Origin of the sequence: Acuticoccus sediminis, assembly GCF_003258595.1 — a bacterium.
In the GTDB taxonomy this organism is placed as follows: domain Bacteria; phylum Pseudomonadota; class Alphaproteobacteria; order Rhizobiales; family Amorphaceae; genus Acuticoccus; species Acuticoccus sediminis.
The window spans coordinates 205,990-232,815 of sequence record NZ_QHHQ01000006.1 but is presented as its reverse complement, the minus strand read 5'-3'; the positions used below and the strand labels follow the sequence as shown (position 1 = coordinate 232,815).

Here is a 26,826-nt window from a genome sequence, read left to right as displayed (position 1 = left end):
CGATCCGCGCCGCGCTTTCCAAGATCTCGATTCGTCGGCCGTCCCGCAGGTCGGCCGCGTGCGAACCCTAACCAGTAAAGTCGGAGGTGTCCCATGTTGCGCCAGGTTGTCCCCGTCGCTGCACTCGCAGCGGCCCTCGTGTCGGCGCCGGTCTTCGCTCAAACGGCGATCCAGCCGGTCGACCCGACGAGCGAGGTGATCACCCAGTCTCCCGTCACCTATGCCGGAACGCGCCAGCCCGTGGTGCAGCCAGTCACAACCTATACGGCCGACGAGCTTCTCGTCACCGGACAGCAGTTCTTCGGCCAGGCCTCGGGCGGTCTCGCCCAGATCCTGCAGAACGCTTTCGCCCAGTTCGGCCAGCCCAACGGCTACATCCTCGGCGAGGAGGCGTCCGGCGCGTTCTTCGGCGGGCTGCGCTACGGCGAGGGCGTCCTCAACACCACCCAGTTCGGCCGCCAGAAGGTGTTCTGGCAGGGTCCGTCCGTCGGGTGGGACTTCGGCGGCAACGGCAGCCAGGTCATGATGCTCGTCTACAGTCTGCGGGACATCTACGCGATCATGGGACGCTTCGGCGGGGTCGAGGGTTCGGCCTACATCGTCGGCGGGCTGGGCATGAACGTGCTGGTCGCGGGCGAGATGGTGCTGGTCCCGGTGCGCACGGGAGTCGGCGCACGGCTCGGCGTCAACGTCGGGTACCTCAAGTTCACGCCGGAGCCGACCTGGAACCCGTTCTGAGCCGGCCCAACGCCCGTGACAGGCTTTGCCGGAGGAGAGTATGACAGCCCAATCTCCAAGCCGGTGAAATAGGTGAACCCTTGTTTGAAGACCTCACCCTCCCGATTGCTGCCTTTGGTGTGGTCGTTGCGTTCATCGTGATGGCGATCATCTCGAACGTGATGAGCAAGCGGTCGAACCGCGAGTCGGGCGATCTGGCCGCGATGCAGGCCGAAAAGGACGTCATGCGCGCCAACCACGCGGTGGAGATCGCCGCGCTGGAGCGACGGCTCGCGACGGCCCAGACCCGCGGCCTCGAGGGCGATGCCGCGCTGCGCGTCGCCGAGGCCGAGAGCCGGGCCGCCGAACTGAAGGGCGAACTCGATTCCCTGAAGGCGGGCGCTCAGCAGAGCGAGGCCGGGCTCAAGTCCGCGACGGAGGAGCGTGACACGCTCGCGAAGTCGCTGGCGACCGCGGCGGCCGAGCGCGATGCCGCGGTTGCCGAGCGCGACAAGGCCGCCGCCGACGCCAAGGAACGGGCCAGGACGATCACGGCCCTGCGCGAGGAGCTCGCGACGGCGACGAACCGCCTCGTGCGCCCGAACGATCCCCCCAAGGGACCATCGCCCGCAGAGCTCGCCGCGGCGGTGGCGGCGAGGGAGGTCGCGGAGCGTGAGGCGGACGAGCTGCGCCAGGAGCGCGACGCGCTGAAGGCGAATGCCGGGGCCGGCGCCGCCGGTTCGGCCGAGCTCGCCGCGCTGCGCGAGAGCCTCGCGGCCGCCGAGCGCACCATCGCCGACCGCGATAAGGCCATCGAGGCGCTGAAGGCCGCCGGCACCGCGCCGGGCGAAGGCGTTTCGTCGGCGAAGGTGGCCGAGCTGACGGCGGCGCTTCAGGCCGTGGAGGCGCGGGAGCGCACCGCCAACCAGGAACTGTCCCGCCTCTCCTACGATCTCGACCAGATGCGGGGCAGGATTGCATCGCACGAGCGGCTCGAGAGCGAGGCCAAGGCCAAGGTCGACCAGCGCGAGGCGCTGCTGGAGCTGCGGCAGCAGAAGATCTACGAGCTCGAGGCGACCGTCCGGGAGCTGCGCGAATCGGCGACCGCCGCGGCTGCGCCCAATGATCAGGTGGCGCTGCTGAGAAAGCGCCTCAACGGCGTGCGGTCCGAGAAGGACGCGCTGCTGGGCGAACTGGAGGCGCTTCGGCAGGACATGTCGGCCGCCGCGGAGGCCGGCGGCTCCGCCGATGTCGCGGCGCTGCGCAAGACTGTGGATGAGTTGAGGGCCGAGAACGCGAATCTGAAGGCGGCGGCGGGCGAGGCGAGCGCCCTCAACGCCGCGGAAGTCGCCTCCCTGCGCGAAGAGCTGCGCAAACTGGCGCAGAAATTCATCGACATGGCAGGGTCCCAGCCGGAGGAGAAGTCGCCGGAGGAAATGACGCTTGCCGAACGGATCCGCGCCTTCAAGGCGGCCCGCACCACCGGCTGACCCCCGTCCCGTCGCCGGGCGATCCCCCGGCGGACGCCGGCAAGAACGACCGAAAGAGCCCGCACGCCGCCGCGCTGCGGGCTTTTTTGCGTCCGGCGAAGGAGGATCGGTGATCGGAGGGACGTGACCGCTTGGTGGGCGGTGACGGATTCGAACCGCCGACCTACTGGGTGTAAACCAGCCGCTCTAACCAGCTGAGCTAACCGCCCGCGGGGGGAGGAATAGCGTGCCGTCGCCCATCTGGAAAGGTCGTCCACAAAGTCGCTTGAAAGTCGCTTGACAGGACAGCGGGGTGGCCTTAGTTCAGCAGCTCTCGCGGGCACAGCGGCAACGCCAAGCCCGGATGCGGGGGTGTAGCTCAGATGGTTAGAGCGCCGGCCTGTCACGCCGGAGGTCGCGGGTTCGAGCCCCGTCACTCTCGCCACCATGACCCTGCGTCGCAGACTTCCCCTTCCCCGAAGTCCCTCCCTCTTCGATCATCCGACTATCGTCTCCAGTGAGCCTCTCGCTCTCTTTGGTCACGCTCGTCGTTCCCGATTACGACGCGGCCATCGCGTTCTACGTCGGCGTCCTCGGCTTCGAGCTGGTGGAGGACACCCCCGTCGGCCCCCTCAAGCGCTGGGTGGTTGTCCGCCCGCGCGGTAGCGGCACGGCCCTCCTCCTCGCGAGGGCGGCAGCGCCCGAACAGGCGGACGCGGTCGGCCGGCAGACCGGCGGGCGCGTCGCCTTCTTCCTCACCGCCGACGACTTCGCCTCCGAGCACGGGCGGCTGCTCGCCGCCGGTGTGCGCTTCGAGGAAGCGCCGCGACAGGAGCCCTACGGCACCGTCGCCGTCTTCCGCGACCCGTTCGGCAACCGCTGGGACCTCCTGTCGAAACGCTGAGCAATCGCCGCTCCATGCCGTCGATCGGCGTGAGCGGGGCCGATCCCGGCCCCCGCCAGTCTCGAAGCGCTCCAATTCGCGGCGGCGGCGCGACGGATCCGCCGGGCGGGCGCGACGGGGAACCGCGGGTGCGGCGCCGGGGAGCTTGCATTTCACGGCCCGCGGTCGCATTGCGTGGTGGGTCGGGCGGGTGCCAACCCTTGGATTCGCTTGCCTGAAGCGTGCCGGCCTGCGATGTGACGGGCCTGGAATGCACTCCAACCGTCGATGATGACCAAGCAAATGCTCGCGTCAGGTTGCGGCGGTCTGCGGTTTGAGTCATTCCAAGGACGCCATACATGGAATGAGGCGTCAGGACGGCACCGTCTGCCTGCCTGCGCCTCGAAGGGGTACCGATGGAAGACCTCCTCACCAGCTACCTTCCGGTGATCATTTTTACCGGGATCGCCACCGTCATCGGGCTTGCGCTGCTCGTCATCCCGTTCATCGTCGCCTACAAGGCGCCGGACGCGGAGAAGCTTTCGGCCTACGAGTGCGGCTTCAATGCGTTCGACGATGCGCGCATGAAGTTCGACATCCGGTTCTATCTGGTCGCGATCCTGTTCATCATCTTCGACCTGGAGGTGGCCTTCCTGTTCCCGTGGGTGCTGTCGTTCGACAACATCGGCTGGTTCGGGTTCGGCTCGGTGATGCTCTTCCTCGCGATCCTCACCATCGGCTTCGTGTATGAGTGGAAGAAGGGAGCGCTGGAATGGAATTGACGCAGGACAAACCGATCCTCGACCAGCGCGGTGCCGGCACGGGTGGCGCGCCGGCGACCAGCGTGTCCGTCGCGGGCAACCAGCCGGACGACGAGTTCTTCCGGTCGATCTCGGACGAACTGGCCGACAAGGGCTTCGTCCTCACCTCGACCGAGGCGCTCATCCAGTGGGCGCGTACCGGCTCCCTGATGTGGATGACCTTCGGCCTCGCCTGCTGCGCGGTCGAGATGATGCAGATGTCGATGCCGCGCTACGACGTCGAGCGCTTCGGCATCGCCCCGCGCGCGTCCCCCCGCCAGTCCGACGTGATGATCGTCGCCGGCACGCTGACGAACAAGATGGCGCCGGCGCTGCGCAAGGTCTACGACCAGATGCCCGAGCCGCGCTACGTCGTGTCGATGGGCTCGTGCGCCAACGGCGGCGGCTACTACCACTACTCCTACTCGGTGGTGCGTGGCTGCGACCGGGTCGTCCCGGTGGACATCTACGTCCCCGGCTGCCCGCCGACCGCCGAGGCGCTGCTCTACGGCATCCTCCTTCTGCAGCGCAAAATCCGGCGCACCGGGACGATCGAGCGTTAAGATGGCCTTCCAACCCGACATCAGCGCGCTCGAGGACCTCGCCGAGATGGTCCGCACCCAGGCCGGTGACGGCGTGGTGGAGTCCGGCATCGAGTTCAGCCAGCTCACGATCACCGTGACGCGCGAGGCGATCGTCGACGTGGTGCGCTTCCTGCGCGACGACCCGCGGGCGGCGTTCGTCAACCTGGTCGACATCTGCGGCGTCGACTGGCCGGCCCGGCCGGAGCGGTTCGAGGTGGTCTACCACTTCCTTTCCCCGGTCCAGAACCAGCGCGTCCGGCTGAAGGTGCTCACCGACGAGGTCACGCCCGTCCCGTCGATCACCTCGCTGTTCCCGGCCGCCGACTGGTACGAGCGCGAGGCGTACGACCTTTACGGCATCCTCTTCACGAGCCATCCGGACCTGCGCCGCCTGCTGACGGACTACGGCTTCGACGGCCACCCGCTGCGCAAGGACTTCCCGCTGACGGGCTTCGTCGAGGTGCGCTACGACGACGAGGCGAAGCGCGTCGTCTACGAGCCGGTGAAGCTGACGCAGCAGTTCCGCGACTTCGACTTCCTCTCCCCCTGGGAGGGCACGGACTACATCCTGCCCGGCGACGAGAAGGCGGCGAACTGATGGCCCGCACCGGACGCTGCCTCTGCGGAGCCATCGAGTTCGAGACGGAGCTGCAGAGCGAGGATGTCGGCGCCTGCCACTGCTCGATGTGCCGCAAGTGGTCGGGCGGCCCCTATGTCGAGGTGCAGACCGGTCCGCTGACGTTCACCAAGGGCGAGCCGACCGTCTACAACTCCTCCGATTGGGCGGAGCGTCTGTTCTGCCCCACCTGCGGGACGCACATCTGCTACCGCACGAAGGACGGCAGCTTCCATGCCGTCAACGCGGCGGCCTTCGACAGTCCGCCGACGGGCACGCTCGCGCTGGAAGTCTTCATCGACGAGAAGCCCGACACCTACGCCTTCGAGGGCGAGCGCAAGCGTATGACCGGGGCGGAGGTGATGGCAGCCTTCGCGGGGAACGACTGAGATGGCCGAGCAATCCGTCCGTAACTTCAACATCAACTTCGGCCCGCAGCACCCGGCGGCGCACGGCGTTCTCCGCCTCGTCCTGGAGCTCGACGGCGAGATCGTCACGCGCGTCGACCCGCACATCGGCCTCCTGCACCGCGGCACCGAGAAGCTCATCGAGCACAAGACGTACATGCAGGCGGTCCCCTACTTCGACCGTCTCGACTACGTCGCCCCGATGAACCAGGAGCATGCGTTCGCGCTGGCGACCGAGCAGCTCCTCGGCATCGAGATCCCGAAGCGCGCGCAGCTCATCCGCGTCCTCTTCTGCGAGATCGGGCGGATCCTGTCGCACCTTCTCAACGTCACGACGCAGGCGATGGACGTCGGCGCCCTCACCCCGCCGCTGTGGGGCTTCGAGGAGCGCGAGAAGCTGATGATGTTCTACGAGCGCGCCTGCGGCGCGCGGCTTCACGCGAACTATTTCCGCCCCGGCGGCGTCCACCAGGACCTCCCGCCGGAGCTGATCGACGACATCGAGGCGTTCTGCGACCCGTTCCTGAAGGTCGTCGACGATCTCGACCGTCTCATCACCGACAACCGCATCTTCCGCCAGCGCAACGCCGACATCGGCGTCGTGTCGCTGGACGAGTGCTGGGCCTGGGGCTTCTCGGGCGTGATGGTGCGCGGCTCCGGCGCGGCGTGGGACCTCAGGAAGTCGCAGCCCTACGAATGCTACGACGAGCTGGAGTTCGACATCCCCATCGGCAAGAACGGGGACTGCTTCGACCGCTATCTCATCCGCATGGAGGAGATGCGCCAGTCGGTCCGGATCATGCACCAGTGCATCGACATGCTGCGCGCGACGCCGGGCCCGGTGCACACGCTGGACGGCAAGGTCGCTCCGCCGAAGCGGGCCGAGATGAAGCGCTCGATGGAGGCGCTCATCCACCACTTCAAGCTCTACACCGAGGGCTACCACGTCCCCGAGGGCGAGGTGTACGCGGCCGTCGAGGCGCCGAAGGGCGAGTTCGGCGTCTATCTGGTGTCGGACGGCACGAACAAGCCGTACCGCTGCAAGATCAAGGCGCCCGGCTTCGCGCACCTTCAGGCGATGGACACCATGTGCGAGGGCCACATGCTCGCGGACGTCGCGGCGATCCTGGGCTCGCTCGACATCGTGTTCGGCGAGGTGGACCGGTAAGGCCCAGGATGGGGTTGCAGCCATTGACCACCGCGCTCGGACCAGGGTCGCCCGCACCTTCGCGGGAGGTCGCGACCGTCCGGGCCGCGTGGCCGGCGGGGCCCCGATGCTGCATTGCTGCGACGACCCCCTCCCCGAGGGGCCGTCCGTCGAACTGTCAGAACTTACATTCCCGTGTCTGCCTGCTAGGAGAGACACGATCGCCGACTTCCGGAGCTGACCCATGGCCGTAAGGCGCCTCGCCGAACAACAGCCCGCCGCGTTCGAGTTCACGCCGCAGAACCTCGAATGGGCCAAGGCGAAGATCAAGAACTACCCCGAAGGTCGTCAGGCGAGCGCCGTCATCCCGATCCTGTGGAAGGCGCAGGAGCAGCACCACGGCTGGCTTCCGGAGCCGGCCATCCGCCTCGTCGCGGACATGCTGGAGATGCCCTACATCCGCGTCTTCGAGATCGCGACCTTCTACACGATGTTCCAGCTGCAGCCGGTGGGCACGGTCGCGCACATCGGCGTCTGCGGCACGACGCCGTGCATGCTGCGCGGGTCGGACGACATCATGTCGATCTGCAAGAAGCGCATCGCGTCGCACGCGTTCGAGCTGTCGCAGGACGGCCGCTTCTCCTGGGAAGAGGTGGAGTGCGCGGGCGCCTGCGTGAACGCGCCGATGGTGCAGATCGGCGCCGACACCTACGAGGACCTGACCGCCGAGACGTTCAACGCCCTCCTCGACACGCTGGAGAAGGGCGGCACGCCGACCCCCGGACCGCAGAGCACGCGCAAGGGGTCCGAGCCGATCACCGGCGCGACCTCGCTCACCGAAGTCCCCGAGTATCCGCAGCCTGCCGGCACCGAGGCGCCCGGCGACGGCGCGCCGGACACCGACGTGGACCCGACCTCCCCCGCGGCCGCCGGCCAGAACATCGGCCGCCCGGACGGTGACAACCGCGTCGAGGTCGAGGCGACCCGCTCCGAGGGCGGCGCCCCGTCCGACCGCGTCGAGACCGACGGTGCGCCGGTGAGCGCCGAGGAGGCCGACCGCGCCGCTCCGGGTGGCGACGCCGCGCAGACGCCGATCACCGCCGCGGAAGCCGAGACCGCCTCCCCCGACGCACCGGCCGCCGAGGCCGCACCCGAGGCGACCTCCCCCGAGCCCGCACCCGAAGAGCCGGCCCCCGCCGCCACGTCCTTCCCGCCGGTGCCGGATGCCAACGCGGGCGCACGCGCCGACGCCGCCGGCGACCGGCCGCACGCGATGACGCTCGACGAGGCCGGCGCGCCCGACGACCTGAAGCGGATCTCCGGGATCGGCCCGGTGATCGAGAAGACGCTGCGCGAACTCGGCGTCTACAAGCTCGAGCAGCTTGCCGCCTGGACGCAGTCGAACAAGGAATGGGTGAACGCCTATCTGGCGTTCAAGGGCCGGATCGACCGCGAGCGCTGGGTCGAGCAGGCTCAGGACCTTATGAAGAAGTGAGACGGGGTCTGATGACCCGTCACCCGACCGGACCCCGTCACGGAGCCACACCATGCTGAGCGATCAGGACCGCATTTTCACCAACCTCTACGGCTTCGAGGACTGGACCCTTCCGGGTGCCCGCAAGCGTGGTCAGTGGTCCAACACCAAGTCGTTCATCGACGAGGGGCGTGAGTGGATCATCGAGCAGCTCAAGGGGTCGGGCCTGCGCGGCCGCGGCGGCGCCGGCTTCCCCTCGGGCCTGAAGATGAGCTTCATGCCGAAGGCGTCGGACGACGGCAGGCCGCACTACCTCGTCGTCAACGCCGACGAATCCGAGCCCGGCACCTGCAAGGACCGCGAGATCCTGCGCAACGACCCGCAGCTCCTCGTCGAGGGCTGCCTCCTCGCCTGCCGGGCGATGGACGCGCACTACTGCTACATCTACGTCCGCGGCGAATACATCCGCGAGCGCGAGCGCCTCGAGGAGGCGGTGCAGCAGGCGTATGACGCCAACCTCATCGGCAAGAACAACGTGCACGGCTGGGACTGCGACATCTACGTCCACCACGGCGCGGGCGCGTACATCTGCGGCGAGGAGACGGCGCTGCTGGAGTCGCTTGAAGGCAAGAAGGGCATGCCGCGCCTGAAGCCGCCCTTCCCGGCCAACATGGGCCTCTACGGCGCGCCGACCACGGTCCACAACGTGGAAACCATCGCGGTGGTGCCGGAGATCCTGCGCCGCGGCGCGACGTGGTTCGCCGACCTCGGCCGTCCGAACAACACCGGCACGAAGCTCTTCTGCATCTCCGGTCACGTCGAGCGCCCGTGCACCGTCGAGGAGGAGATGGGCATCACCTTCCGCGAGCTGGTCGAGAAGCACTGCGGCGGCGTGCGCGGCGGCTGGGACAACCTGCTGGCGGTGATCCCAGGCGGCTCGTCGGTGCCGCTGATCCCGCACTGGGAGTGCGACGACCTCAACATGGATTTCGACACGCTGCGCGACAAGAAATCCGGGCTCGGCACGGCGGCGGTCATCGTGATGGACAAGTCGACGGACATCGTGAACGCGATCACGCGCCTGTCGTACTTCTACCGGCACGAGAGCTGCGGCCAGTGCACGCCGTGCCGCGAGGGCACGGGCTGGATGTGGCGCGTGATGAAGCGGATGGTCGAGGGCCGCGCGGAGCTGCGCGAGATCGACCAGCTGCTCGACGTGACGAAGCGGGTCGAGGGTCACACCATCTGCGCGCTGGGCGACGCGGCGGCCTGGCCGATCCAGGGTCTCATCCGGCATTTCCGTCCGGAGATGGAGCGCCGCATCCGCGAGTACCAGGCCGCGCACGGCGCCGCGAAGCCGGCACGGGCAGCCGCCATCGCGGCGGAATAACCTCCGCCACCACGGGCAATGACGACGGCGGGGCGCCTCACGGCCGCCCCGCCGTTTTCGTCTGCGCCGCCCCGCCCGACCGACCCGGCTCTCAGGGATGCGGGGTCGTCAAGGGCCGCCCGGAGCCACGCGCAGCCCGCAGGGCGAGCATGGCGAGGACGGGGCGAAGCCCTTGCCCTTGACGAGCCTGCAGCCCGGCCCAGCGTGGTGCCAGGTGTTCAGGCCAGCCGGCCGCCCTTCGCGGCCGTCTGTCCTGAACGCCTGCCTGCCGGCGAGGTGGAGGGGAGCGCGAGGGGAGGAACGCCCCTCGCCTTCGGGGCACGGCGCCGCCTGCCGGTCAAGACAGGTTTCGAGCCACGTCCACGCCGGCCGCGCTCATTCCGGCCGCGGCCATCGCCACCGGCCCGACCCCGCCCTCAGGCGGCCGTCGCCGCCGCAAGGTGGGACGGCACGGGACGGCCGATGGCGTCGCTCACGAAGCGGGACACTTCCAGGAGTGCGGCAAGGTTGATGCCGGTCGGGATGCCCATGCCGTGGAGCATGTAGACGAGGTCCTCGGTCGCGACGTTCCCTGTGGCTCCCTTGGCGTAGGGGCAGCCGCCGACGCCGCCGACCGCCGAGTCGAGGACCGAGATACCGAGTTCGAGGCAGGCGTGGATGTTGGCGAGAGCCTGGCCGTAGGTGTCGTGGAAATGGAGCGCGAGCGCCCCGACCGGCACCACCTCGGCGACAGCCGCCGTCATCGCCCGCGCCGCGCCCGGCGTCCCCCGGCCGATCGTGTCGCCGAGCGAGACCTCGAAGCAACCCATCTCGTGGAGGCGCCTGGAGACCGCGGCGACGTCGCCGACCGGGACGTCCCCCTGGTAGGGGCAGCCGAGGACGCACGAGACGTAGCCGCGGACCTTCACGCCGGCCTCGCGGGCGCGCTCCATCACCGGCTCGAAGCGTTCGAGGCTCTCGGCGATGGAGCAGTTGATGTTCTTCTGGCTGAATGCCTCGGAGGCGCTGGCGAAGACGGCGACCTCGTCACACCGGGCGGCGATGGCCGCCTCCAGCCCCTTGAGGTTCGGCACCAGGACGGGGTAGCGCACGCCGGGCTTCCTGTGGATCGCGGCGAGCACCTCGGGGGTGCCGGCCATCTGCGGCACCCATTTGGGGGAGACGAACGCGCCGGCCTCGATGACCGTACAGCCCGCCTCCGCGAGGCGGTCGATCAGCTCCGCCTTCGTGGCGGCGGGGACGACGGCCTTCTCGTTCTGCAGGCCGTCGCGCGGGCCGACCTCAACGATGGTGACGCGGTCGGGAAGAGGCATGGGTAGCTCCGGGTTCAGCGAAGTGCGGATTTGAGGAAGTCGATGAGGCGCTGGTCGGCGCCGTAGGCGACGTTGACGCGGATGGCGCCGCGCTCGAGGGGGATGCGGTTGGGCCGGAAGAGGCTTCCGGGCGCGAGGAAGATGCTGCGTTCGGCGGCGGCCTTCACGAGTTCCATTTCGTCCACCCGTGGCGGCAATTCGGCCCAGACGTAGAAGCCGGGAACCTTCGGCGCCTTCACGCTGAGGCCGGCCCCCTCCAGCGCGGTCAGGGTCTTGAGGTGGGACTTCTCGATGCGCGCGCGCAGTCGGCGCAGGTGCCTCAGGTAGTGGCCGCGCTCGATGAGGCCAAGGACGAAGGCCTCGACGTAGTCCGAGCTCGCCACCGTCGTCAGCATCTTGATGTCGCGCAGCGCGGAGATGACCGGCGGCGAGCCGGCGACGAAGCCGCAGCGCAGGCTCGCCGACAGCGTCTTGGAGAAGGTGCCGACGTAGAGGACGCGCTGGAGCTGGTCGAGCGCGGCGAGGCGGGTAAGCGTCGGCGCGACGATGTCGGCGAAGGCGTCGTTCTCGACGATGATCATCCCGGACCGCTCGGCGGCCTGGAGGATCGAGAAGGCGACGGACGGAGCGAGGGAGGATCCGGTCGGGTTGTGCGCCTGGCTCTGGGTGAAGAAGGCCTTGGGCCCGAGGGCGAGCTTGGCGTTCAGCTCCTCGACGTCCGGCCCGTCCTCGTTGCGCTTCACCCCCTCCATCCGGATCCCGGCGAGGGCGAGCTTGCCGAACAGCGGGTAATAGCCGGGGTCGTCCACCAGCACGGTGTCGCCCGGCCGCAGGAAGTGGCGGATGATGAGGTCGAGGGCGTGGTTGGCGCCGTGGGTCAGGAGGACACCGTCCTCCGCGGCGCTGATCGAGCGCTCCAGCAGCATGACGCGCAGCCGCTCGCGCAGGGCCGCGAGGCCGTATGAGGAGCCGTAGCCGAAGGTGTCGGCGCCCTCCACGGCGCGGCTCGCCGTGAACCAGCGGCGCAGCTCCGAGCCTTCCATCCAGGAGGCCGGCGGGCGGCCGTCGCCGGGGCGCACGGCGTAGCTCTTGTCGAGCTGTTCGCGCAGGAGCGAGACGAGGTCGACGGCTGCACTGACATGAGGCTGCGGTGCCGACGTAACGGGCACCCTGTCCCTGCGGACCACATAATAGCCCGACCCTGCCCGGACCTCGAGGAGGCCGGCTGCGACCAACCTGTCATAGGCTTCGGCCATGGTATTTTTTGACACACCATGGTCGAGCGCCGCCTTTCGGATGGACGGCAGGCGCTGCCCGACGCTCCATGACTCGCTTCGAAGCCGCGCTCCGACTGCATCTACCACGGCATCGACACGCGATGCAGGCCGTCCCCTCACCAAATTGTCCCATTTATTAACTGGCACAGTCGCGCCAGTTAACTGACCAACTGTCCCTTGATTGTCCCGTTAGGTAAGCAGACAACACTTGGAAGAAGCGCGCAAGAGACGGACTGGAAAGGCGCAATGGATCAGGCTCAAAAAATAAGCTCGCGTTTGGAGGGGTACCGCAACAAGGCCCCCAATGAGCGCCTCGATCAGCTCGCGACCGCCACCGGCCTGTCGCAGGGTGACAGCGCCGCGCTCGCGGGCCAGGGCGTTCTCACCGTCGAGCGTGCGAACGGCATGATCGAGAACGTGATCGGCATCTTCGAGATGCCGATGGGCGTTGCGACGAACTTCACCATCAACGGCGACGACATCCTCATCCCGATGGCCGTCGAGGAGCCGTCGGTGGTCGCGGCCGCGTCGTACATGGCGCGTATCGCGCGCGACAACGGCGGCTTCGTCACCTCCTCCACGCTGCCGGTCATGCGCGCGCAGGTGCAGGTGATCGGCGTCACCGACCCCTTCGGTGCCCGCTCGCGCATCCTCGGCGCGAAGGAGCGGATCATCGAGACGGCCAACTCGCGCGACGCCTTCCTGGTGAAGCTCGGCGGCGGCTGCAAGGACATCGAAGTCCACGTCTTCCCCGAGTCGCGCCGCGGTCCGATGGTGGTCATGCACCTCCTCGTCGACGTGCGCGACGCGATGGGCGCCAACGCCGTCAACACGATGGCCGAAGCGGTCGCCCCGATCGTTGAGGAGGTGACGGGCGGCTCGGTGCGTCTGCGCATCCTGTCCAACCTGGCCGACCTGCGCCTCTCCCGTGCCACGGTCACGCTGACCGAGCAGTCGCTGGCGACGAAGGAGTTCTCCGGCCGCCGCATCATGGACGGCATCCTCGACGCCTACGAGTTCGCCCGGATCGATCCCTACCGTGCCGCGACGCACAACAAGGGCATCATGAACGGCGTCGACCCGGTGGTGGTCGCGACCGGCAACGACTGGCGTGCCATCGAGGCGGGTGCCCACGCCTACGCCGCACGCTCGGGTCAGTACACCTCGCTGACGACGTGGGAAGAGGACAAGGAAGGCCGTCTCGTCGGCACGCTCGAGATGCCGATGGCCGTCGGCCTCGTCGGCGGTGCCACGAAGACGCATCCGGCGGCCCAGGCGGCGCTGCGCGTCATGAACGTCAAGAGCGCGTCGCACCTCGGTGAGATCATCGTCGCGGTCGGCCTCGCGCAGAACATGGCCGCCCTTCGCGCGCTCGCGACGGAAGGCATCCAGCGCGGCCACATGGCGCTGCACGCCCGCAACATCGCCATCGCGGCCGGTGCCACGGGTGCCGACATCGAGCGGATCGCGGCCGAACTCGCCCGCCTCGGCGACGTGCGCACCGACAAGGCGCGCGAGCTTCTGGAGCAGTCGCGCTAAGCGCTGCGTCCCGGAACGGCCGCGCCCGGCGCGGCCGCCAGGACGTGTCGCGTTGGTGCGTTAAGTCCTTTGCCAGCCGCGACAATTCCGTCCCCAACCGCGACGAAAAGGTCGAGGGTCTCCACTCTCGACCTATGCAATTGCCCAATCAGTTGCGAATTCCAGCAAGACCCGATTCTCAAAAGAGATCCTCAGGGAGGACGATAGAATGACGAATATCAATCGCCGCACGCTCGTGAAGCTCGCCGGTGGCGCCGCCGTCATGGCCGCGGCCGGCCCGCTCGCCGCCCCCGCCATCGCGCAGGGCCAGAAGGTCAAGTGGCGCATGCAGGCGCTGTGGGACGGCGGCACGACCCCGCTCCAGTTCGAAGAGGACTTCGTGACCCTCGTCGGCGAGAAGACGGGCGGCGACTTCGAGATCCAGCTCTTCTCGGCCGGCCAGATCGTCCCCCCGGCGCAGGCCTTCGACGCGGTTCGCGGCGGCGCCTTCCAGATGATGAAGACCTTCGACGGCTACGAGGCCGGCAAGATCCCGGCGCTGGCCTTCACCTCGACGATCCCCTTCGGCTTCCCCGAGGCGGCGCAGTACAATTCTTGGTTCTACGACCACGGCGGCATCGAGATGGCCAAGGAAGCCTACGCTCCGGCCGGCCTCTCCTACATCGCCCCGTCCGTCTATGGCCAGGAGCCGATCCACTCCAAGGTCCGCATCACCGAGATCTCGCAGTTCGCCGGCAAGAACGGCCGCTTCGTGGGTCTCGCCTCGGCCGTCATGTCCGGCTTCGGCGTGAAGGTGTCGCCGCTGCCGACCTCCGAGGTCTACTCCGCGCTCGACAAGGGCCTGATCGACATCGCCGACCGCGGTGACCTGCAGGCCAACCTCGACGCCGGTCTCGGCGAGGTGGCGAAGTTCATCATCCTGCCGGGTGTCCACCAGCCGACGACGTCGACCTCCTACGTCGCCAACGCCGCGGCGCTGAAGCAGCTGCCGGACGGCTTCGCCGACGCACTCGCCGAGGCGGCCAAGGAGACGGCCGAGTCCTACGAGCAGAACAAGGTGAAGACCGACGAGAGCGCCCTCGCCGCGTTCAAGGAGCAGGGCGTCGAGGTGCTCGAGCTGTCGAACGAGGACGTCGTCGCGTCGCGCCCGAAGGCCAAGGAGCTCTGGGAGCAGGCCACGAAGGGCAACGCGCTCGCCAAGAAGATCCTCGACTCCCAGGTCGCTCTGATGGAGGAGATGGGGCTCCTCGGCTAACGCCGCCCCGTCTTCTTCCAGCAAGGCTCATGTGATGCCCCAAGTCATCAGCGCTTTCGCCACGGCCGTGACGAACGTCAACTGGCTGTTCTACAAGCTCGCGAGCCTCTTGATGCTCGTGATCGTGCCAGTGATGCTTTACGCGGTCGTGGCCCGGTACGGGTTCGGCGCGCCGTCGAGCTGGGGGCTGGAGCTTGCCACGCTGCTGTTCGGCCCGTTCTTCCTTCTGGGCGGGCCGTACCTCCTCCACATCAAAGGTCACGTGAACCTCGATCTGGTGCGCCACTCGGCGCCCCAGTGGCTCAACCGGGCCTTCGACATCGTGAACTTCCCGATCATCGGGGCGTTCGCGCTGATCCTTCTCTACTACGCCTGGCCGTTCGCGGTGCAGTCCTGGGAGCTGGGCGAGACGTCGTTCACCACCTGGAACCCGCCCATCTGGCCGGTGAAGTTCGTGATCCCGCTCTCGCTCGTGCTACTCTTCCTGCAGGCGCTGGTCGAATGGCTGCGCGTGCTCTTCGGCGACACTGACGCGCTCGAAAACGATGCCAACGCGCCGGAGGCCCTGTGAGCCCTAACGTCATCCTGGTGGCGATGTTCGCAGGACTCGCCATCTTCCTCCTGACCGGCCTTCCGGTCGCCTTCGTCCTCGGCGGCCTGTCGATCCTCTTCATCGTCCTCTTCTGGGACCCGAACGCCCTCATCATCGTCGTCCTGCAGATCTTCGACACGATGCGGTCGGAGTCCCTGCTCGCCATCCCGCTCTACATCTTCATGGCGATCCTGTTGCAGCGCTCCGGCGTGATCGAGGATCTCTACCGGGCGATGGAGATGTGGTTCGGCCGCCTGCGCGGCGGTCTCGCGGTGGGCACCGTCGTCATCTGCGTCGTCATGGCGGCGATGACCGGCGTCGTCGGCGCGGCGGTGACGGCGATGGGCATCCTCGCGCTGCCGGAGATGCTGCGGCGCGGCTACGATCCGAAGCTCGCCACCGGCACCATCTGCGCCTCGGGCACGCTCGGCATCCTGATCCCGCCATCGATCCTGACGATCGTCTACGCGGTGACCGCGCAGGTCTCGATCGGCACCATGCTGATCGCCGGCATCGTTCCGGGCATCCTGCTCGCCACCCTCTACACCGGCTACATCCTCATCTCCGCCTGGCTGGACCCGACGAAGGCGCCCGCGCCTGCCGACATGCCGGACGTCACCTGGCGCAAGAAGCTCGGCGTGCTGACGACGCTGATCCTGCCGACGGCAATCATCGTGATGGTGCTGGGGTCGATCTTCTTCGGCATCGCGACGCCGACCGAGGCGGCGGCCGTCGGTGTCGCCGGCGCGGCGCTGGCGGCGGCGCTGCGGGGCAAGCTGCGCCTGTCGATGCTGACGGACGCGTCGATGGAGACGCTGAAGGCCACCTCGATGATCCTCTGGATCACGGTGGGCGCGAAGGCGTACGTCGCGATCTTCACCTCGCTCGGCGGTGCCGACGCGCTGCTCGGCGCGATCGAGGGTCTCGAAGTGAGCCCCTACCTGGTGCTCGCGGCGATGATGCTGATCCTCATCTTCCTGGGCACCGTGCTCGACGAGATCGGCATCATCCTGCTCACGGTGCCGGTCTTCCTGCCGGTGGTTCACAGCCTCGGCTTCGATCAGGTGTGGTTCGGCGTCCTCTTCGCGATGACGATCCAGATGGGCTACATCTCGCCGCCGTTCGGCTACACGCTCTTCTACATCAAGGCCACGCTGCCGCCTCAGCTCACGATGGCGACGGTGTATCGCGGTATCCTGCCGTTCTTCCTTCTTCAGTTCGTCGGCCTCTTGATCCTGGTCGCCTTCCCCAAGCTTGCGACCTTCCTGCCGGCACTGATGGTCAACTAGCGCGACGGTCCGCCGGCCACGCGCCGGCGGACCCGCCAGTTGCCGACGCAGAGGTGGCCGCGCCCCGCGTGCGACCGCCACCCGAGCCAACAACAAACACCTGGAGGAAAGTGATGAAACGCACCCTCTGTGCGATCGCGGCCCTGTGCCTCGCGCCAGCCCTCGCCGCCCACGCTCAAACCGCTGACGGCGACGTTCCCGCCCTCCCCGTCACCGCGGACATGAAGAGCCCGGTGCCGATCCCGCCCGCCGAGAAGAGCCTGCCGACGATCACCGCGAAGGAGTGGTTCAAGGTCTCCGACGACGGCATGCAGCTCGAAGGGCCGGTGTTCGCGCCCAACGGCGACCTCATCTTCTGCGAGGTGTTCGAGGGGCGCATCTTCCGCCTGACGCCGGACATGCAGCTCAGCGAAGTGCTCGGCAAGAACGAGCTCCGCCCCGCCGGCATCGAGGTCGACAAGGACGGAACGCTCTACGTCGCCGAGCTCGGCAACTTCGACGACGAGGGCTCCGTCGTGAAGGTGTCCCCGGACGGCGCATCGGTCGAGGAGATCGTTCCGCGCAGCGCCGGCTACCTCGCGGACGACCTCGTGTTCGACAGGGACGGCGGGTTCTACTTCACCGACTTCAAGGGCGGCTCCACCCGGCCGGACGGCGGCGTCTACTACGTCGGACCCGAGGGCGGCGAGCCGGTTCAGGTGATCCCGAACGTCGCCATCGGCAACGGCATCGGCCTCAGCCCGGACGGCAAGACGCTCTGGTTCACCGAGCTCGCCAAGGGCCGGCTCCACAAGGTGAGCCTGGCGAACGCCACCACCGTCGCCCCGTTCGGCGCCGTGGTCGCCTACCAGTTCACCGGCCCGGCGCCCGATTCGCTGCGCACCGACCAGGACGGCAACGTCTACGTCGCCATGTACACGCAGGGGCGCATCATGGTGTTCAACAAGAACGGCTTCCCGATCGGCCAGATCCTCGTCCCCGGCCGCGACGAGGGGCACAACCTTCGCACCACGTCGATGGTGATCAAGCCGGGCACCGACGACATGTACATCTTCACCAACGACTGGGACGGCGGCGAAGGTTCGACGATCTTCCACGCCAAGGCGCTCGCGCCGGCCTCCACGCCCTACGCCTACCAGGACTGACCGCCGGCGGCGGATCGAGACGTGACGGGCCCCCACGCGGGGCCCGTTTTCGTTTGCGCCTCGCGCCGGCCGCAGCCGGGGGTTGGTTTGCACCGCCGCGCTTGGTGGTATGGAGTTTCGCAAAAGGACGACGTTGGGAGGACGGAGATGAGCGAGCGTACGATCGGACGGGTGGCGGTGATCGGCACCGGCGTCATCGGAGCGAGCTGGGTGAGCAACTTCCTGGCGCAGGGCCTCACGGTGACGGCGACCGACCCGGCCGACGGCGCCGAGGAGCGACTGCGCGCAGCGGTCGCCGCACACTGGCCGGCGCTGACCGAGATCGGCCTCGCGGCGACCGCCGATCCCGGCAAGCTCACCTTCTTCGCCTCGCCGGAGGAGGCCGCCGAGGGTGCCGATCTCGTCCAGGAGAACGGTCCCGAGCGGGTCGACATGAAGCGCACGCTCTTCGCCGCGCTCGACGAGGCCGCCCCCGAGCACGCGATCCTCGCGACGAGCACGTCCACCATCATGGTGAGCGAGTTCCAGGACGCCTGCGCCCGGCACCCCGAGCGCGTCATCCTCGCCCACCCGTTCAACCCGCCGCACCTCATCCCGCTGGTGGAGGTCGGCGGCGGCGCGGCGACGGCGCCCGAGGTCGTGGCCCGCGCGATGGACTTCTACCGCGCGATCGGCAAGCACCCCATCCACCTGAAGCGGGAGGCGCGCGGCCACGTCTCCAACCGGTTGCAGATCGCACTGTGGCGGGAGGCGTTCCACATCGTGCAGTCCGGGATCGCCAGCGTGGAGGACGTGGACGCCGCGATCGCCCACGGTCCGGGCCTGCGCTGGGCGCTCCTCGGCCCCTTCCTCAACATCCACCTCTCCGGCGGCCCCGGCGGCATCAGGGGGCTGCTCGAGGGCCCGCTCGGCAAGGCGACGACGGACATGTGGGCCGAACTCGGCAACCCGACCTTCGACGCCGCGATGGTCGACGCCCTGGCCGACGGCGTCGCCGAGGAGCTCGCCTCCCGCGACGTCGACGCGATGATGGAGGCGCGCAACCGCCTGCTCATCGAGCTGGTGCGCGACAAGGCGGCCGCCAAGGCCCTTCCCTGAGGCCCGCGCCCATGGACAGCCTACCGGGCTCCCTCTCGCTGACCGTCGAGGACGAGGTCGCGATCCTCACCCTGTCGCGCCCCGAAAAGCGGAACGCGCTCAACATGGAGACGGTGGCGGGCCTCGCAGCCTTCTTCGCCGCCCCGCCGGAGGGCGTGAAGGCGGCGGTGCTGGACGCGGCCGGACCGCACTTCTGCGCCGGTCTCGACCTCTCCGAAATGACGTCGATCCACACCCCGATGGCCTCGGTCACCCACTCGCGCGCCTGGCACCGGGCCTTCCACGAGATCGAGTTCGGCATGATACCGGTGGTGTCGGTGATGCACGGCGCGGTGGTCGGCGGCGGGCTCGAGCTCGCCGCTTCCACGCACGTGCGCGTCGCCGAGGCGTCCGCCTACTACGGTCTGCCGGAGGGGCAGCGCGGGCTCTTCCTCGGCGGCGGCGGCTCGGTGCGCATCAGCCGGCTGATCGGCGCGCACCGAGTGATGGAGCTGATGCTGACCGGCCGCACGCTGTCCTCGGAGGAGGGTCTCGCACTCGGCCTCAGCCACTACCGGGTGGCCGACGGCGAGGGCCGCGCGCTCGCCGTCGACCTCGCCCGGCGGATCGCATCCAACTCGGCCGAGAGCAACTTCGCGATCATCCAGTCCCTCCCCCGGATCGCCGCCAGCGCGCCGGAGACGGGTCTGATGATGGAGTCCCTGACGGCCTCCTTCGCGGAGGGCTCGCCCGAGACGCAGGCACGGCTCGCCGCCTTCCTGGAGAAGCGGGCCGGAAAGGTGACGCGGGACTAACCCGCGCTAGACGGAGGGATAAGCCCATGAACATCGACGACCTCGTCGCCATCGACGTCCACACGCACGCCGAGCGCTCCTGCCGGCAGCCGGCGGACACGTTCTGGCAGCCCTACGAGGACGCGGCGAACCGATACTTCAAGGTCGGCGAGCGGCCGACCATCGCCGAGACGATCGCCTACTACCGGGAGCGCAGGATCGGGCTCGTCATGTTCTGCGTCGACAGCGAGTCGACGATCGGCAACCGGCGCATCTCCAACCTCGAGGTGGCGGAGGCGGCGGCCGAGAACGCGGACATCATGATGGCGTTCGCCTCCATCGACCCGCACAAGGGGATGATGGGCGTGCGCGAGGCACGCGAGCTGATCGAGGCCGGGCTCATCAGGGGCTTCAAGTTCCACCCCACCCTGCAGGGCTTCTTCCCCAACGACCCTATGGCCTACAAGCTCTACGAGGTGATCGCCGAGCACAGGCTGCCGGCGCTCTTCCACTCCGGCCATTCGGGGATCGGCACGGGAATGCCGGGCGGCGGCGGGCTGCGCCTGAAGTACTCCAACCCGATGCACCTCGACGACGTCGCCGCCGATTTCCCGGACATGACGGTGATCATCGCGCACCCGTCCTGGCCGTGGCAGGACGAGGCGCTGTCGGTCTGCCTGCACAAGCCGAACGTCTACATCGACCTCTCGGGCTGGCGGCCGAAGTACTTTCCGCCACAGCTCGTGCAGTTCGCGAACACGCAGCTCAAGCGCAAGATGCTGTTCGGCACCGACTATCCGCTGATCGCGCCCGACGCATGGATCGAGGACTTCCGGGCCGCCGGCTTCCGCGAGGAGGTCCACCCGCTGATCCTGAAGGAGAACGCCGTGCGGGCCCTCGGCCTGGCGCCATCCGGGAGGGGATGACGCCGGCCCGGCACCGGGTCAGGAAGCGTCGGCCGCGACGCCGTAGCGGGTGTCCATCTCGTCGACGAGGTCCTTGCCGACGAGGCGCTGGCGCTCGGAGAACGGGGCGACCACGCCGTCGGCCTCGCTGATCACCTTCGTCGTGCGGAGCTGGCCGAGCGCCGTCTGCATCCCCAAGATCGCGCCCTGCAGCGACGCGTTGGCGTAGAGCACGATCGCGGCCCCCGCGGCGGAGAGGTCCTCGTAGGACATCGGCGGCGTCTTCCCGCCGATCACCATGTTGACGAGGTGCGGGGCGGACACCCGGCGCACGATCTCGCCGATCTCCTCCGGCCGCTTCGGCGCCTCGACGAAGACGATGTCCGCGCCGGCGGCGACGTAGCGCTCGGCCCGCTCGACCGCGGCGTCGAGGCCGTGGATGGCGTAGGCGTCCGTGCGGGCGATGATCTGGAGGTTCTCGTCCCGCCGCGCGTCGACGGCGGAGCGGACCTTCTGCTCCATTTCGGCGGCGGTGATGACGGATTTGCCGTCGAAGTGGCCGCAGCGCTTGGGGAAGTCCTGGTCTTCGAGCTGGATGGCGCTCGCCCCGGCCTGCTCCAGGGTGCGCACGGTGTGCCACACGTTGACCGCGTTGCCGAAGCCGGTGTCACCGTCGACGAGGAGCGGCTTGTCCGTGATGTTGCGGATCGCGGCGACATGGTCGGCGAGCTGGGTCAGCGTCAGGAAGGCGACGTCCGGAAGGCCGAGGTAGGCGTTGGTGACGCCGGCGCCGGTGACGTAGAGCGCCTCGAAGCCCATGTCGTCCGCAACGCGGGCTGCGAGCGCGTTCATCACGCCCGGGACGAGCAGCGCGCGCCGTTCCGCGACCGCCTGCTTCAGGCTGCGGGCATGGTCTGATCCCATCGTTCTCACTCCTGGTCCTTGTTGCCGCGGTCCGTGCCGCCGCGATCCCTGTTGTCGCCGTGCCGGGCCCGCGCCTGTTCGACGGCCCTGGCGATCGAGAGGCGGGCATGCGCCGTGTGGAGGCGCATCGCGGCCTCGGCCGCGTCCGGATCCCGCCGGCGCAGGGCCCGGGCGACGTCGACGTGTTCGGTGTGGGCGGCCTGCGCCCGGCCGGGCTCGACGCTCGACTGGTAACGGAAGATCCGCATGAAATGGTACAGCTCGCCGAGGAGCAGCTCCTCGAGGCGCGCCGAGCGGCTGCCGCGGATGATCCGGTAGTGGAAATCCTGGTCGCCGGGGAACTGGTAGTAGCCGTTGCCGGAGGTCACGTCGGGCTGTTCGCCGTGCCGGGCGAGGACGGCGTCGATCTCGTCGAGTTCGCCGTCGGTCATGCGCTCGGCGGCGAGGCGGCAGGCGAGCCCCTCCAGCGCCTCGCGCATCATGAAGAGGTCGAGGATCTCCTCCGGCGAGGGGCTAGCGACCATGACGCCGACGTGCGGGACGCGCACGAGGAGATTGCGGCCCTCGAGCCGGCGGATCGCCTCGCGCAGCGGCCCGCGGCTGATCCCGAGCTGGCGGGCGAGCGCCGCCTCCTGGAAGCGTTCCCCCGGGACGAGCTCGCCGCGCGAAACGGCATCGACCAGCCGTTCCATGGCGATATCGCTCAGCGAGGCCCGCTTCTCGATCGCTTCGATTGGCATTGCGCCGACGGTCCCGCTCACGCCCACATCGTTCGCCGTCACCTGCACCGCGGCCCGCGTACTGTCAACTGTCGACAGCTTACAGCCGCGCACTCTGCCCCTGGTCCGCGGGGCGGAACGCCTGCGTCAAGGCGACCGGATGCGGGTGGACCGTGGGGCTTTTCGAGCGGGCGGCGATGGCCAGGGCGGCCGATCTTCCGTATCGACGTGGTGGCGATCCCGTTCACCGGCCATCCCGCCAACCGGTCCTCCGGCGCAGGGCCGCTCCGGCGCGCGGCGGGCGCGATCGCCGCCCCAGCGCGGCCGGACCGGGCCGCGCCCTGCAAGCCGAGACGACTGCCACCATGACACGAGACACCAAACCGCCCATCCGCCGCGGCTTCGTCGACATCGACGAGGGTCAGGTGCACTACCGCACCGCCGGCGAGGCCCACGACGGGCTGCCGCTCGTCATGATCCACCCCTCCCCGGGCTCGTCGCTGATGCTGGTGCCGCTGATGCAGCGCCTGGCGCGGACGCGGCGCGTTGTGGCGCTGGACACGCTCGGCAACGGCGACTCCGCCCCGCCGCGGCACCTGACGCGCGACATCCTCCCCTACGCCGACGCCCATGCCCGCGCCCTCGCCGCGCTCGGCATCGACCGGTTCGACCTCTACGGCAGCCACACCGGCGGCAACATCGCCTGCGAAATCGCCATCGCCCACAAGGACCGCGTGCACCGCATGATCCTCGACGGCATGTCGGTCTACGCACCCGAGGAGCAGGCGGACCTGCTGGAGAACTACGCGCCGGGAATCACCGTCGACCAGAGCGGCGGGCACATCCACTGGATCTTCAATTTCGTGCGCGACACGTACCTGTTCTGGCCCTGGTACAAGCGGGACAAGGCGCACGTGCGCGACGTCGGCCTGCCGCCGGCTGACGTGCTGCACGACAAGGTGATCGAGGTGCTGAAGGCGGCGCGGACGTACCACCTGCCGTACCAGTCGGCGCTCGCCTACGACAAGGAGGCGCGCCTGCCGCTGGTCGACGTGCCGACGCTCCTCTCGGTCGCCGCGACCGACATGCTCGCGGTCTACTTCGACGCCGTCGCCGCGCTGCTGCCCGGGGCGCAGCACCTCAGGACGCCGGGCGTCTCCACCGAGGGGGACGCCGAGACGACCGTCGCCGGCTTCCTCTCCTTCCTGGACGGCCGGTAGAACCGGGACGGCCCACCCTGCCGGATCACCACCGGCGGGGCGGCGCCGCGCGGCCGCGGGTCAGGGGATCCGCAGCACCTTGGCGATGATCTCGCGCTGGATCTCGTTGGACCCTTCGCCGAAGGTGAAGAGGCGCGCATCGCGCCAGTGCCGCTGCATGGCGCTGTCCATCGAGTAGCCCGCGCTCGCCATGATCTGCATGCCGTGGTTGACCACGAACTGCAGCGCCTCGGTCGCGGTGATCTTGGCCATCGCGGCGATCTCCAGCGGCTCCTCGCCCATGTCGATCCGGCGGGCCAGCTCGCGCACCATCAGCCGCGCCTTCATCACCTCGGTGTGCATGTCGACGAGGCGGTGCTTGATCACCTGAAACTCGCCGATCGCGCGGCCGAACTGATGCCGCTCGCGCGCATACTGCGTGGCGAGGTCGGCGGCGGACTGGGCGAGGCCGACATTGGTCGCCGCCTGGCTGGCGCGCGAGTAGATCAGCGCCGAGGTGACCGCAGCGAAGCCCTTGCCGACGTCCGCCAGCCGCCACTCGTCCGCCACCGGCACGTCGTCGAGGCCGATGTCGTAGGACGGCATGCAGTTGTTGCCCACCTTCGGCAGCGTCGTCATCGCGATGCCCGGCGCGTCGGTCGGCACGAGGAAGGCGGTGAGCGAGCGCTCCCCCTCCTCCGGCGTACGGCACAGGGTGAGGAGGTGCGAGGCCCCGCCCGCGTCGCTGATCCAGGTCTTGCGGCCGTTCAGCACCCAGCCGTCGCCCTTCCGCACGGCGCGCGTCTTCACCGCCCGCGCGTCCGACCCGACGTCGGGTTCGGTGAGCGCCAGCGCGATGACGCGCTGCCCGTCGAAGAGGCCCGGCAGGAGGGCGTCCTTCTGCGCCTCCGTCCCGTGCGCCATCAGCGGCATGATGCCGAAGGAGAGCACCCGGTTGAGGATCGAGCCGGCGAAATAGGCGCTGTAGGAGAGCCGCTCCTGCACCTTGCACATCGACGACCACGGCAGGTCGATGCCGCCGACCGCCTCCGGGAACGGCGCGCGGATGAGGCCCATCTCGGCCATCGGCACCAGGAGATCGTTCGCCGGCGTGTGCGCTTCGTCCCGCCGCTGCACCTCGGCCGGTGTCAGATGACGCTCGCAGAAGGCATCGACGGATTGAAGGACGAGCTGTTCGTCATCCGCGGTCGTCATCGGTCTGGTCTCCAGGATCTGGTGCGCCCGGCCACGGCGCGATCACGGGATCGGCCGGTGGCCTGCAGGTGCGACACGAAAGCTAAGGTACTACGCATAGCACCTAATCTGATTCATGTATCATACATGGCCTGTTTCATGCATACTACCTCTTGAACCAACACGAGGCTCTGGGATCCGGTATGGTGGCACGACATGGACGGTAGGATCGTGATCGCTCGGTTCGCGAGTACCGGGCACGACACCTTCGCCCATCCGCTGATTCAGGCAGGGAGGCGGGCGTGCTGAGGTTCCTGATGCGCCGCGTCGCTCAGGCGGCGCTGACGATCCTGGGCGTGCTGACGGTCTCGTTCTTCCTCGTGCGCCTCTCCGGCGACCCGGCGGCCCTCCTCCTGTCCGAGCACGCGACCGCCGAGGACGTCCTCAAGCTGCGCACCGAGCTCGGCCTCGAGGAGCCGCTCTGGTGGCAGTTCCTCCTCTTCCTGCAGAAGGCGGCCGTCGGCGACCTCGGCACGTCGCTGCGCCAGCACGTCCCGGCGACCAGTCTGGTCCTCGACCGGCTGCCGGCCACGCTCGAGCTCGCCTTCACTGCCTTCGCCCTGGGCATCCTGATCGCGTTCGCGGCAGTCCTCGCGATCCGCCTCACCGGCAGCCAGCGTCTGCGCACTGCGGTGATGTGGACGGCCTTCTTCCGCCAGGCGATCCCGGTCTTCTTCTTCGGCCTGCTGATGATCCTGATCTTCTCGGTCGTGCTGCAGTGGCTGCCCTCGCGCGGACGCGGCGGGATCGAGCACCTCATCCTGCCGGCCCTGACGCTCGCGACGTTCGAGGTGGCTCTCTACCTGCGCCTGCTCGATTCGGCGTTCGGTGAGGAGCAGAGCCAGGACTACGTGCGGACCGCCCGCTCCAAGGGGCAGTCGCGGCGGATGATCATCCTGCGCCACATGCTGCCCAACGCGCTGCTGCCGCTGATCACCGTCGCCGGTATCAACCTCGGCATCCTGCTCGGCGGCACGATCATCACCGAGTCTGTGTTCTCCTGGCCCGGCATGGGGCGGCTTGTCGTCGACGCGGTGGTCCAGCGCGACTACCCGGTGGTGATCGCCGGCGTCGTCGTCGCCTCGCTCCTCTTCGTGACGATCAACCTCGTTGTGGATCTCCTCTACGGCATCCTCGATCCCCGGGTGCGCCTCTCATGAGCACCGTGACCTCGACCCCGGCCAAGCGCGGCCTCGCCCGTTCCGTCGCCGGCGTCTTCACAGGACAGCCGTTCTCCTTCTACGCGGCCATCGTCCTGCTCTCGGCGACGGCGGCGGTGGCACTGCTGACGCCGCTCCTGCCGAGCTACGACCCGTACGGGCAGGACCTCTTCGCCGGCTACCTCGAGCCGTTCCAGACCGCGGACGGGCCGAGTGGCAAGTTCTACCTCCTCGGCGCCGACGCGCTGGGGCGCGACTACCTCAGCCGCATCGCCGTCGCGACGCGCGTCTCGGGCTTCATCGGTCTCGCGGCGGTGGCGATCAGCCTCGTCATCGGCGTGACGCTCGGCCTCGTCGCGGGCTTCTTCCGCGGTCCGCTCGAGCAGGCGATCATGGGCCTCGCCGACCTGCAGCTCGCGATCCCGCGCATCCTTCTGCTGATCGCCGTCACCGCGGTGGTGGGGCCGAGCATCCTCAACCTCACCCTCCTCCTCGGCTTCACGAGCTGGGTTTCCTACGGCCGCGTCGCCCGCGCGATGGCGCTGTCGCTGCGCGAGCGCGAGTTCGTGCTGTCGGCCAAGACGCAGGGCGCCTCGTGGCGGTGGAACATCTGGCACCACCTCCTGCCCAACGTGCTGCCGCAGATGATCATCGTCGGCTCCTACGAGCTCGGCACGATCATCATCATCGAGTCGTCCATCAGCTATCTCGGCCTCGGCATCCAGCCGCCGCTGCCGAGCCTCGGCCTGATGATCGCCGAGGGGCAGAGCTACCTGCAGCTCAACCCTTGGATGGCCGTGCTGCCCGGCATCGTCCTCTTCATGATGATCGCCGGCGTCCAGTTCTTCTCCCAGCGCTTCACCTCCGAGGGGCGCGCGCAGAGTTTCGGAGGCTGAC

Annotated in this window: 26 protein-coding genes and 2 tRNA genes; 22 read left to right on the top strand and 6 right to left on the bottom strand. The window is 68.7% G+C overall.

All coding sequences use genetic code 11. From position 1 onward, the window contains the following. Positions 1–93: 93 nt before the first annotated feature. Together DLJ53_RS25015 and DLJ53_RS25010 are read left to right on the top strand one after the other, a co-directional pair. Positions 94–738 carry a DUF1134 domain-containing protein gene (locus DLJ53_RS25015; protein ID WP_111350338.1) on the top strand — a complete coding sequence of 215 codons (645 nt, stop codon included), beginning with the start codon at positions 94–96 and terminating at the stop codon, positions 736–738. 80 nt (positions 739–818) lie between these two features. Beyond that, on the top strand, positions 819–2,207 hold the full coding sequence (locus tag DLJ53_RS25010) for a coiled-coil domain-containing protein (RefSeq protein WP_146620084.1): 1,389 nt from the start codon (positions 819–821) through the stop codon (positions 2,205–2,207). A gap of 132 nt (positions 2,208–2,339) precedes the next feature. Here the strand turns inward: DLJ53_RS25010 and DLJ53_RS25005 are convergent. Then, a tRNA-Val gene (locus DLJ53_RS25005) sits at positions 2,340–2,416 on the bottom strand. Positions 2,417–2,554: 138 nt separating this feature from the next. On the opposite strand from DLJ53_RS25005, the gene DLJ53_RS25000 reads away from it, so the two are divergent. From DLJ53_RS25000 to nuoF, 9 genes are all read left to right on the top strand, one after another. Continuing rightward, positions 2,555–2,631, top strand: a tRNA-Asp gene (locus DLJ53_RS25000). Positions 2,632–2,703: 72 nt separating this feature from the next. Beyond that, positions 2,704–3,090 (top strand): VOC family protein, encoded by a 387-nt coding sequence (locus DLJ53_RS24995; RefSeq protein WP_111350334.1) that lies wholly within the window; start codon positions 2,704–2,706, stop codon positions 3,088–3,090. Positions 3,091–3,485: 395 nt separating this feature from the next. Continuing rightward, the gene (locus tag DLJ53_RS24990; protein WP_111350332.1) at positions 3,486–3,851 is read left to right on the top strand and encodes an NADH-quinone oxidoreductase subunit A; all 366 of its coding nucleotides are present in this window, start codon (positions 3,486–3,488) and stop codon (positions 3,849–3,851) included. Continuing rightward, a complete protein-coding gene (locus DLJ53_RS24985; RefSeq protein ID WP_226576997.1) occupies positions 3,842–4,432 on the top strand; it encodes a NuoB/complex I 20 kDa subunit family protein in 591 nt (196 codons plus the stop codon). The genes DLJ53_RS24990 and DLJ53_RS24985 overlap by 10 nt, the downstream gene beginning before the upstream one ends. A gap of 1 nt (position 4,433) precedes the next feature. Next, the gene (locus tag DLJ53_RS24980) at positions 4,434–5,051 is read left to right on the top strand and encodes an NADH-quinone oxidoreductase subunit C (protein WP_111350328.1); all 618 of its coding nucleotides are present in this window, start codon (positions 4,434–4,436) and stop codon (positions 5,049–5,051) included. Further along, entirely contained in the window at positions 5,051–5,458 is a 408-nt protein-coding gene (locus DLJ53_RS24975) for a GFA family protein (protein ID WP_111350326.1), read from the top strand. The genes DLJ53_RS24980 and DLJ53_RS24975 overlap by 1 nt, the downstream gene beginning before the upstream one ends. 1 nt (position 5,459) lies before the next feature. Then, positions 5,460–6,644, top strand: coding sequence for an NADH-quinone oxidoreductase subunit D (locus DLJ53_RS24970; RefSeq protein WP_111350324.1), 1,185 nt, complete (start codon positions 5,460–5,462; stop codon positions 6,642–6,644). 223 nt (positions 6,645–6,867) lie between these two features. Then, complete coding sequence (nuoE, locus tag DLJ53_RS24965; RefSeq protein ID WP_111350322.1) at positions 6,868–8,118, top strand: NADH-quinone oxidoreductase subunit NuoE; 1,251 nt, start codon at positions 6,868–6,870, stop codon at positions 8,116–8,118. Positions 8,119–8,170: 52 nt separating this feature from the next. Beyond that, positions 8,171–9,487, top strand: coding sequence for an NADH-quinone oxidoreductase subunit NuoF (gene nuoF, locus DLJ53_RS24960; RefSeq protein ID WP_111350321.1), 1,317 nt, complete (start codon positions 8,171–8,173; stop codon positions 9,485–9,487). A gap of 416 nt (positions 9,488–9,903) precedes the next feature. Here the strand turns inward: nuoF and DLJ53_RS24955 are convergent, their stop codons facing one another. Both DLJ53_RS24955 and DLJ53_RS24950 read right to left on the bottom strand, forming a co-directional pair. After that, a complete protein-coding gene (locus tag DLJ53_RS24955) occupies positions 9,904–10,800 on the bottom strand; it encodes a hydroxymethylglutaryl-CoA lyase (protein ID WP_111350319.1) in 897 nt (298 codons plus the stop codon). A gap of 14 nt (positions 10,801–10,814) precedes the next feature. Next, positions 10,815–12,164, bottom strand: coding sequence for an aminotransferase-like domain-containing protein (locus tag DLJ53_RS24950; RefSeq protein WP_244935159.1), 1,350 nt, complete (start codon positions 12,162–12,164; stop codon positions 10,815–10,817). Between the two features lie 159 nt (positions 12,165–12,323). On the opposite strand from DLJ53_RS24950, the gene DLJ53_RS24945 reads away from it, so the two are divergent. The 8 genes from DLJ53_RS24945 to DLJ53_RS24910 all read left to right on the top strand — a co-directional run bounded on the left by DLJ53_RS24945 (position 12,324) and on the right by DLJ53_RS24910 (position 20,694). Next, complete coding sequence (locus DLJ53_RS24945; protein ID WP_111350315.1) at positions 12,324–13,616, top strand: hydroxymethylglutaryl-CoA reductase, degradative; 1,293 nt, start codon at positions 12,324–12,326, stop codon at positions 13,614–13,616. Between the two features lie 208 nt (positions 13,617–13,824). Then, entirely contained in the window at positions 13,825–14,871 is a 1,047-nt protein-coding gene (gene dctP / locus DLJ53_RS24940) for a TRAP transporter substrate-binding protein DctP (protein ID WP_111350313.1), read from the top strand. 34 nt (positions 14,872–14,905) lie between these two features. Then, entirely contained in the window at positions 14,906–15,442 is a 537-nt protein-coding gene (locus tag DLJ53_RS24935) for a TRAP transporter small permease subunit (protein ID WP_111350311.1), read from the top strand. Continuing rightward, positions 15,439–16,752, top strand: a complete 1,314-nt coding sequence (locus tag DLJ53_RS24930; RefSeq protein ID WP_111350309.1) for a TRAP transporter large permease — start codon at positions 15,439–15,441, stop codon at positions 16,750–16,752. Before DLJ53_RS24935 ends, DLJ53_RS24930 begins: the two co-directional genes overlap by 4 nt. Before the next feature lie 113 nt (positions 16,753–16,865). Continuing rightward, the gene (locus DLJ53_RS24925) at positions 16,866–17,897 is read left to right on the top strand and encodes an SMP-30/gluconolactonase/LRE family protein (RefSeq protein WP_111350307.1); all 1,032 of its coding nucleotides are present in this window, start codon (positions 16,866–16,868) and stop codon (positions 17,895–17,897) included. Positions 17,898–18,044: 147 nt separating this feature from the next. After that, the gene (locus DLJ53_RS24920; RefSeq protein ID WP_111350304.1) at positions 18,045–18,995 is read left to right on the top strand and encodes a 3-hydroxyacyl-CoA dehydrogenase NAD-binding domain-containing protein; all 951 of its coding nucleotides are present in this window, start codon (positions 18,045–18,047) and stop codon (positions 18,993–18,995) included. Between the two features lie 11 nt (positions 18,996–19,006). Continuing rightward, positions 19,007–19,789, top strand: a complete 783-nt coding sequence (locus tag DLJ53_RS24915) for a crotonase/enoyl-CoA hydratase family protein (protein ID WP_111350302.1) — start codon at positions 19,007–19,009, stop codon at positions 19,787–19,789. 26 nt (positions 19,790–19,815) lie between these two features. After that, positions 19,816–20,694: an amidohydrolase family protein gene (locus tag DLJ53_RS24910; RefSeq protein WP_111350300.1), complete on the top strand. Its 879-nt coding sequence runs from the start codon at positions 19,816–19,818 to the stop codon at positions 20,692–20,694. 18 nt (positions 20,695–20,712) lie between these two features. Here the strand turns inward: DLJ53_RS24910 and DLJ53_RS24905 are convergent, their stop codons facing one another. Both DLJ53_RS24905 and DLJ53_RS24900 read right to left on the bottom strand, forming a co-directional pair. After that, complete coding sequence (locus DLJ53_RS24905) at positions 20,713–21,597, bottom strand: isocitrate lyase/PEP mutase family protein (RefSeq protein WP_111350298.1); 885 nt, start codon at positions 21,595–21,597, stop codon at positions 20,713–20,715. A gap of 5 nt (positions 21,598–21,602) precedes the next feature. After that, positions 21,603–22,337, bottom strand: a complete 735-nt coding sequence (locus DLJ53_RS24900; protein ID WP_111350636.1) for a GntR family transcriptional regulator — start codon at positions 22,335–22,337, stop codon at positions 21,603–21,605. A 344-nt stretch (positions 22,338–22,681) separates the two neighbouring features. Here DLJ53_RS24900 and DLJ53_RS24895 point away from each other — a divergent pair, with 344 nt between their 5' ends. Next, positions 22,682–23,536: an alpha/beta fold hydrolase gene (locus DLJ53_RS24895; protein WP_162409532.1), complete on the top strand. Its 855-nt coding sequence runs from the start codon at positions 22,682–22,684 to the stop codon at positions 23,534–23,536. A 60-nt stretch (positions 23,537–23,596) separates the two neighbouring features. Here DLJ53_RS24895 and DLJ53_RS24890 read toward each other — a convergent pair whose 3' ends face one another. Continuing rightward, positions 23,597–24,730, bottom strand: coding sequence for an acyl-CoA dehydrogenase family protein (locus DLJ53_RS24890; RefSeq protein WP_111350294.1), 1,134 nt, complete (start codon positions 24,728–24,730; stop codon positions 23,597–23,599). Positions 24,731–25,011: 281 nt separating this feature from the next. On the opposite strand from DLJ53_RS24890, the gene DLJ53_RS24885 reads away from it, so the two are divergent. Then, positions 25,012–25,929: an ABC transporter permease gene (locus tag DLJ53_RS24885; protein ID WP_111350292.1), complete on the top strand. Its 918-nt coding sequence runs from the start codon at positions 25,012–25,014 to the stop codon at positions 25,927–25,929. Continuing rightward, positions 25,926–26,825, top strand: coding sequence for an ABC transporter permease (locus DLJ53_RS24880; protein WP_111350290.1), 900 nt, complete (start codon positions 25,926–25,928; stop codon positions 26,823–26,825). Before DLJ53_RS24885 ends, DLJ53_RS24880 begins: the two co-directional genes overlap by 4 nt. Position 26,826 lies beyond the last annotated feature (1 nt).

Coding starts and splice junctions, on each gene's coding strand:
- DLJ53_RS24985 (WP_226576997.1), top strand. CDS start 3,842: ATGGAATTGACGCAGGACAAACCGATCCTCGACCAGCGCGGTGCCGGC.
- DLJ53_RS24990 (WP_111350332.1), top strand. CDS start 3,486: ATGGAAGACCTCCTCACCAGCTACCTTCCGGTGATCATTTTTACCGGG.
- DLJ53_RS24935 (WP_111350311.1), top strand. CDS start 14,906: ATGCCCCAAGTCATCAGCGCTTTCGCCACGGCCGTGACGAACGTCAAC.
- DLJ53_RS24905 (WP_111350298.1), bottom strand. CDS start 21,597: ATGGGATCAGACCATGCCCGCAGCCTGAAGCAGGCGGTCGCGGAACGG.
- DLJ53_RS24890 (WP_111350294.1), bottom strand. CDS start 24,730: ATGACGACCGCGGATGACGAACAGCTCGTCCTTCAATCCGTCGATGCC.
- DLJ53_RS24980 (WP_111350328.1), top strand. CDS start 4,434: ATGGCCTTCCAACCCGACATCAGCGCGCTCGAGGACCTCGCCGAGATG.
- nuoE (WP_111350322.1), top strand. CDS start 6,868: ATGGCCGTAAGGCGCCTCGCCGAACAACAGCCCGCCGCGTTCGAGTTC.
- DLJ53_RS24945 (WP_111350315.1), top strand. CDS start 12,324: ATGGATCAGGCTCAAAAAATAAGCTCGCGTTTGGAGGGGTACCGCAAC.
- DLJ53_RS24915 (WP_111350302.1), top strand. CDS start 19,007: ATGGACAGCCTACCGGGCTCCCTCTCGCTGACCGTCGAGGACGAGGTC.
- nuoF (WP_111350321.1), top strand. CDS start 8,171: ATGCTGAGCGATCAGGACCGCATTTTCACCAACCTCTACGGCTTCGAG.
- DLJ53_RS24975 (WP_111350326.1), top strand. CDS start 5,051: ATGGCCCGCACCGGACGCTGCCTCTGCGGAGCCATCGAGTTCGAGACG.
- DLJ53_RS24900 (WP_111350636.1), bottom strand. CDS start 22,337: ATGCCAATCGAAGCGATCGAGAAGCGGGCCTCGCTGAGCGATATCGCC.
- DLJ53_RS24925 (WP_111350307.1), top strand. CDS start 16,866: ATGAAACGCACCCTCTGTGCGATCGCGGCCCTGTGCCTCGCGCCAGCC.
- DLJ53_RS24920 (WP_111350304.1), top strand. CDS start 18,045: ATGAGCGAGCGTACGATCGGACGGGTGGCGGTGATCGGCACCGGCGTC.
- DLJ53_RS25015 (WP_111350338.1), top strand. CDS start 94: ATGTTGCGCCAGGTTGTCCCCGTCGCTGCACTCGCAGCGGCCCTCGTG.
- DLJ53_RS24880 (WP_111350290.1), top strand. CDS start 25,926: ATGAGCACCGTGACCTCGACCCCGGCCAAGCGCGGCCTCGCCCGTTCC.
- DLJ53_RS24895 (WP_162409532.1), top strand. CDS start 22,682: ATGACACGAGACACCAAACCGCCCATCCGCCGCGGCTTCGTCGACATC.
- DLJ53_RS24970 (WP_111350324.1), top strand. CDS start 5,460: ATGGCCGAGCAATCCGTCCGTAACTTCAACATCAACTTCGGCCCGCAG.
- DLJ53_RS24955 (WP_111350319.1), bottom strand. CDS start 10,800: ATGCCTCTTCCCGACCGCGTCACCATCGTTGAGGTCGGCCCGCGCGAC.
- dctP (WP_111350313.1), top strand. CDS start 13,825: ATGACGAATATCAATCGCCGCACGCTCGTGAAGCTCGCCGGTGGCGCC.
- DLJ53_RS24910 (WP_111350300.1), top strand. CDS start 19,816: ATGAACATCGACGACCTCGTCGCCATCGACGTCCACACGCACGCCGAG.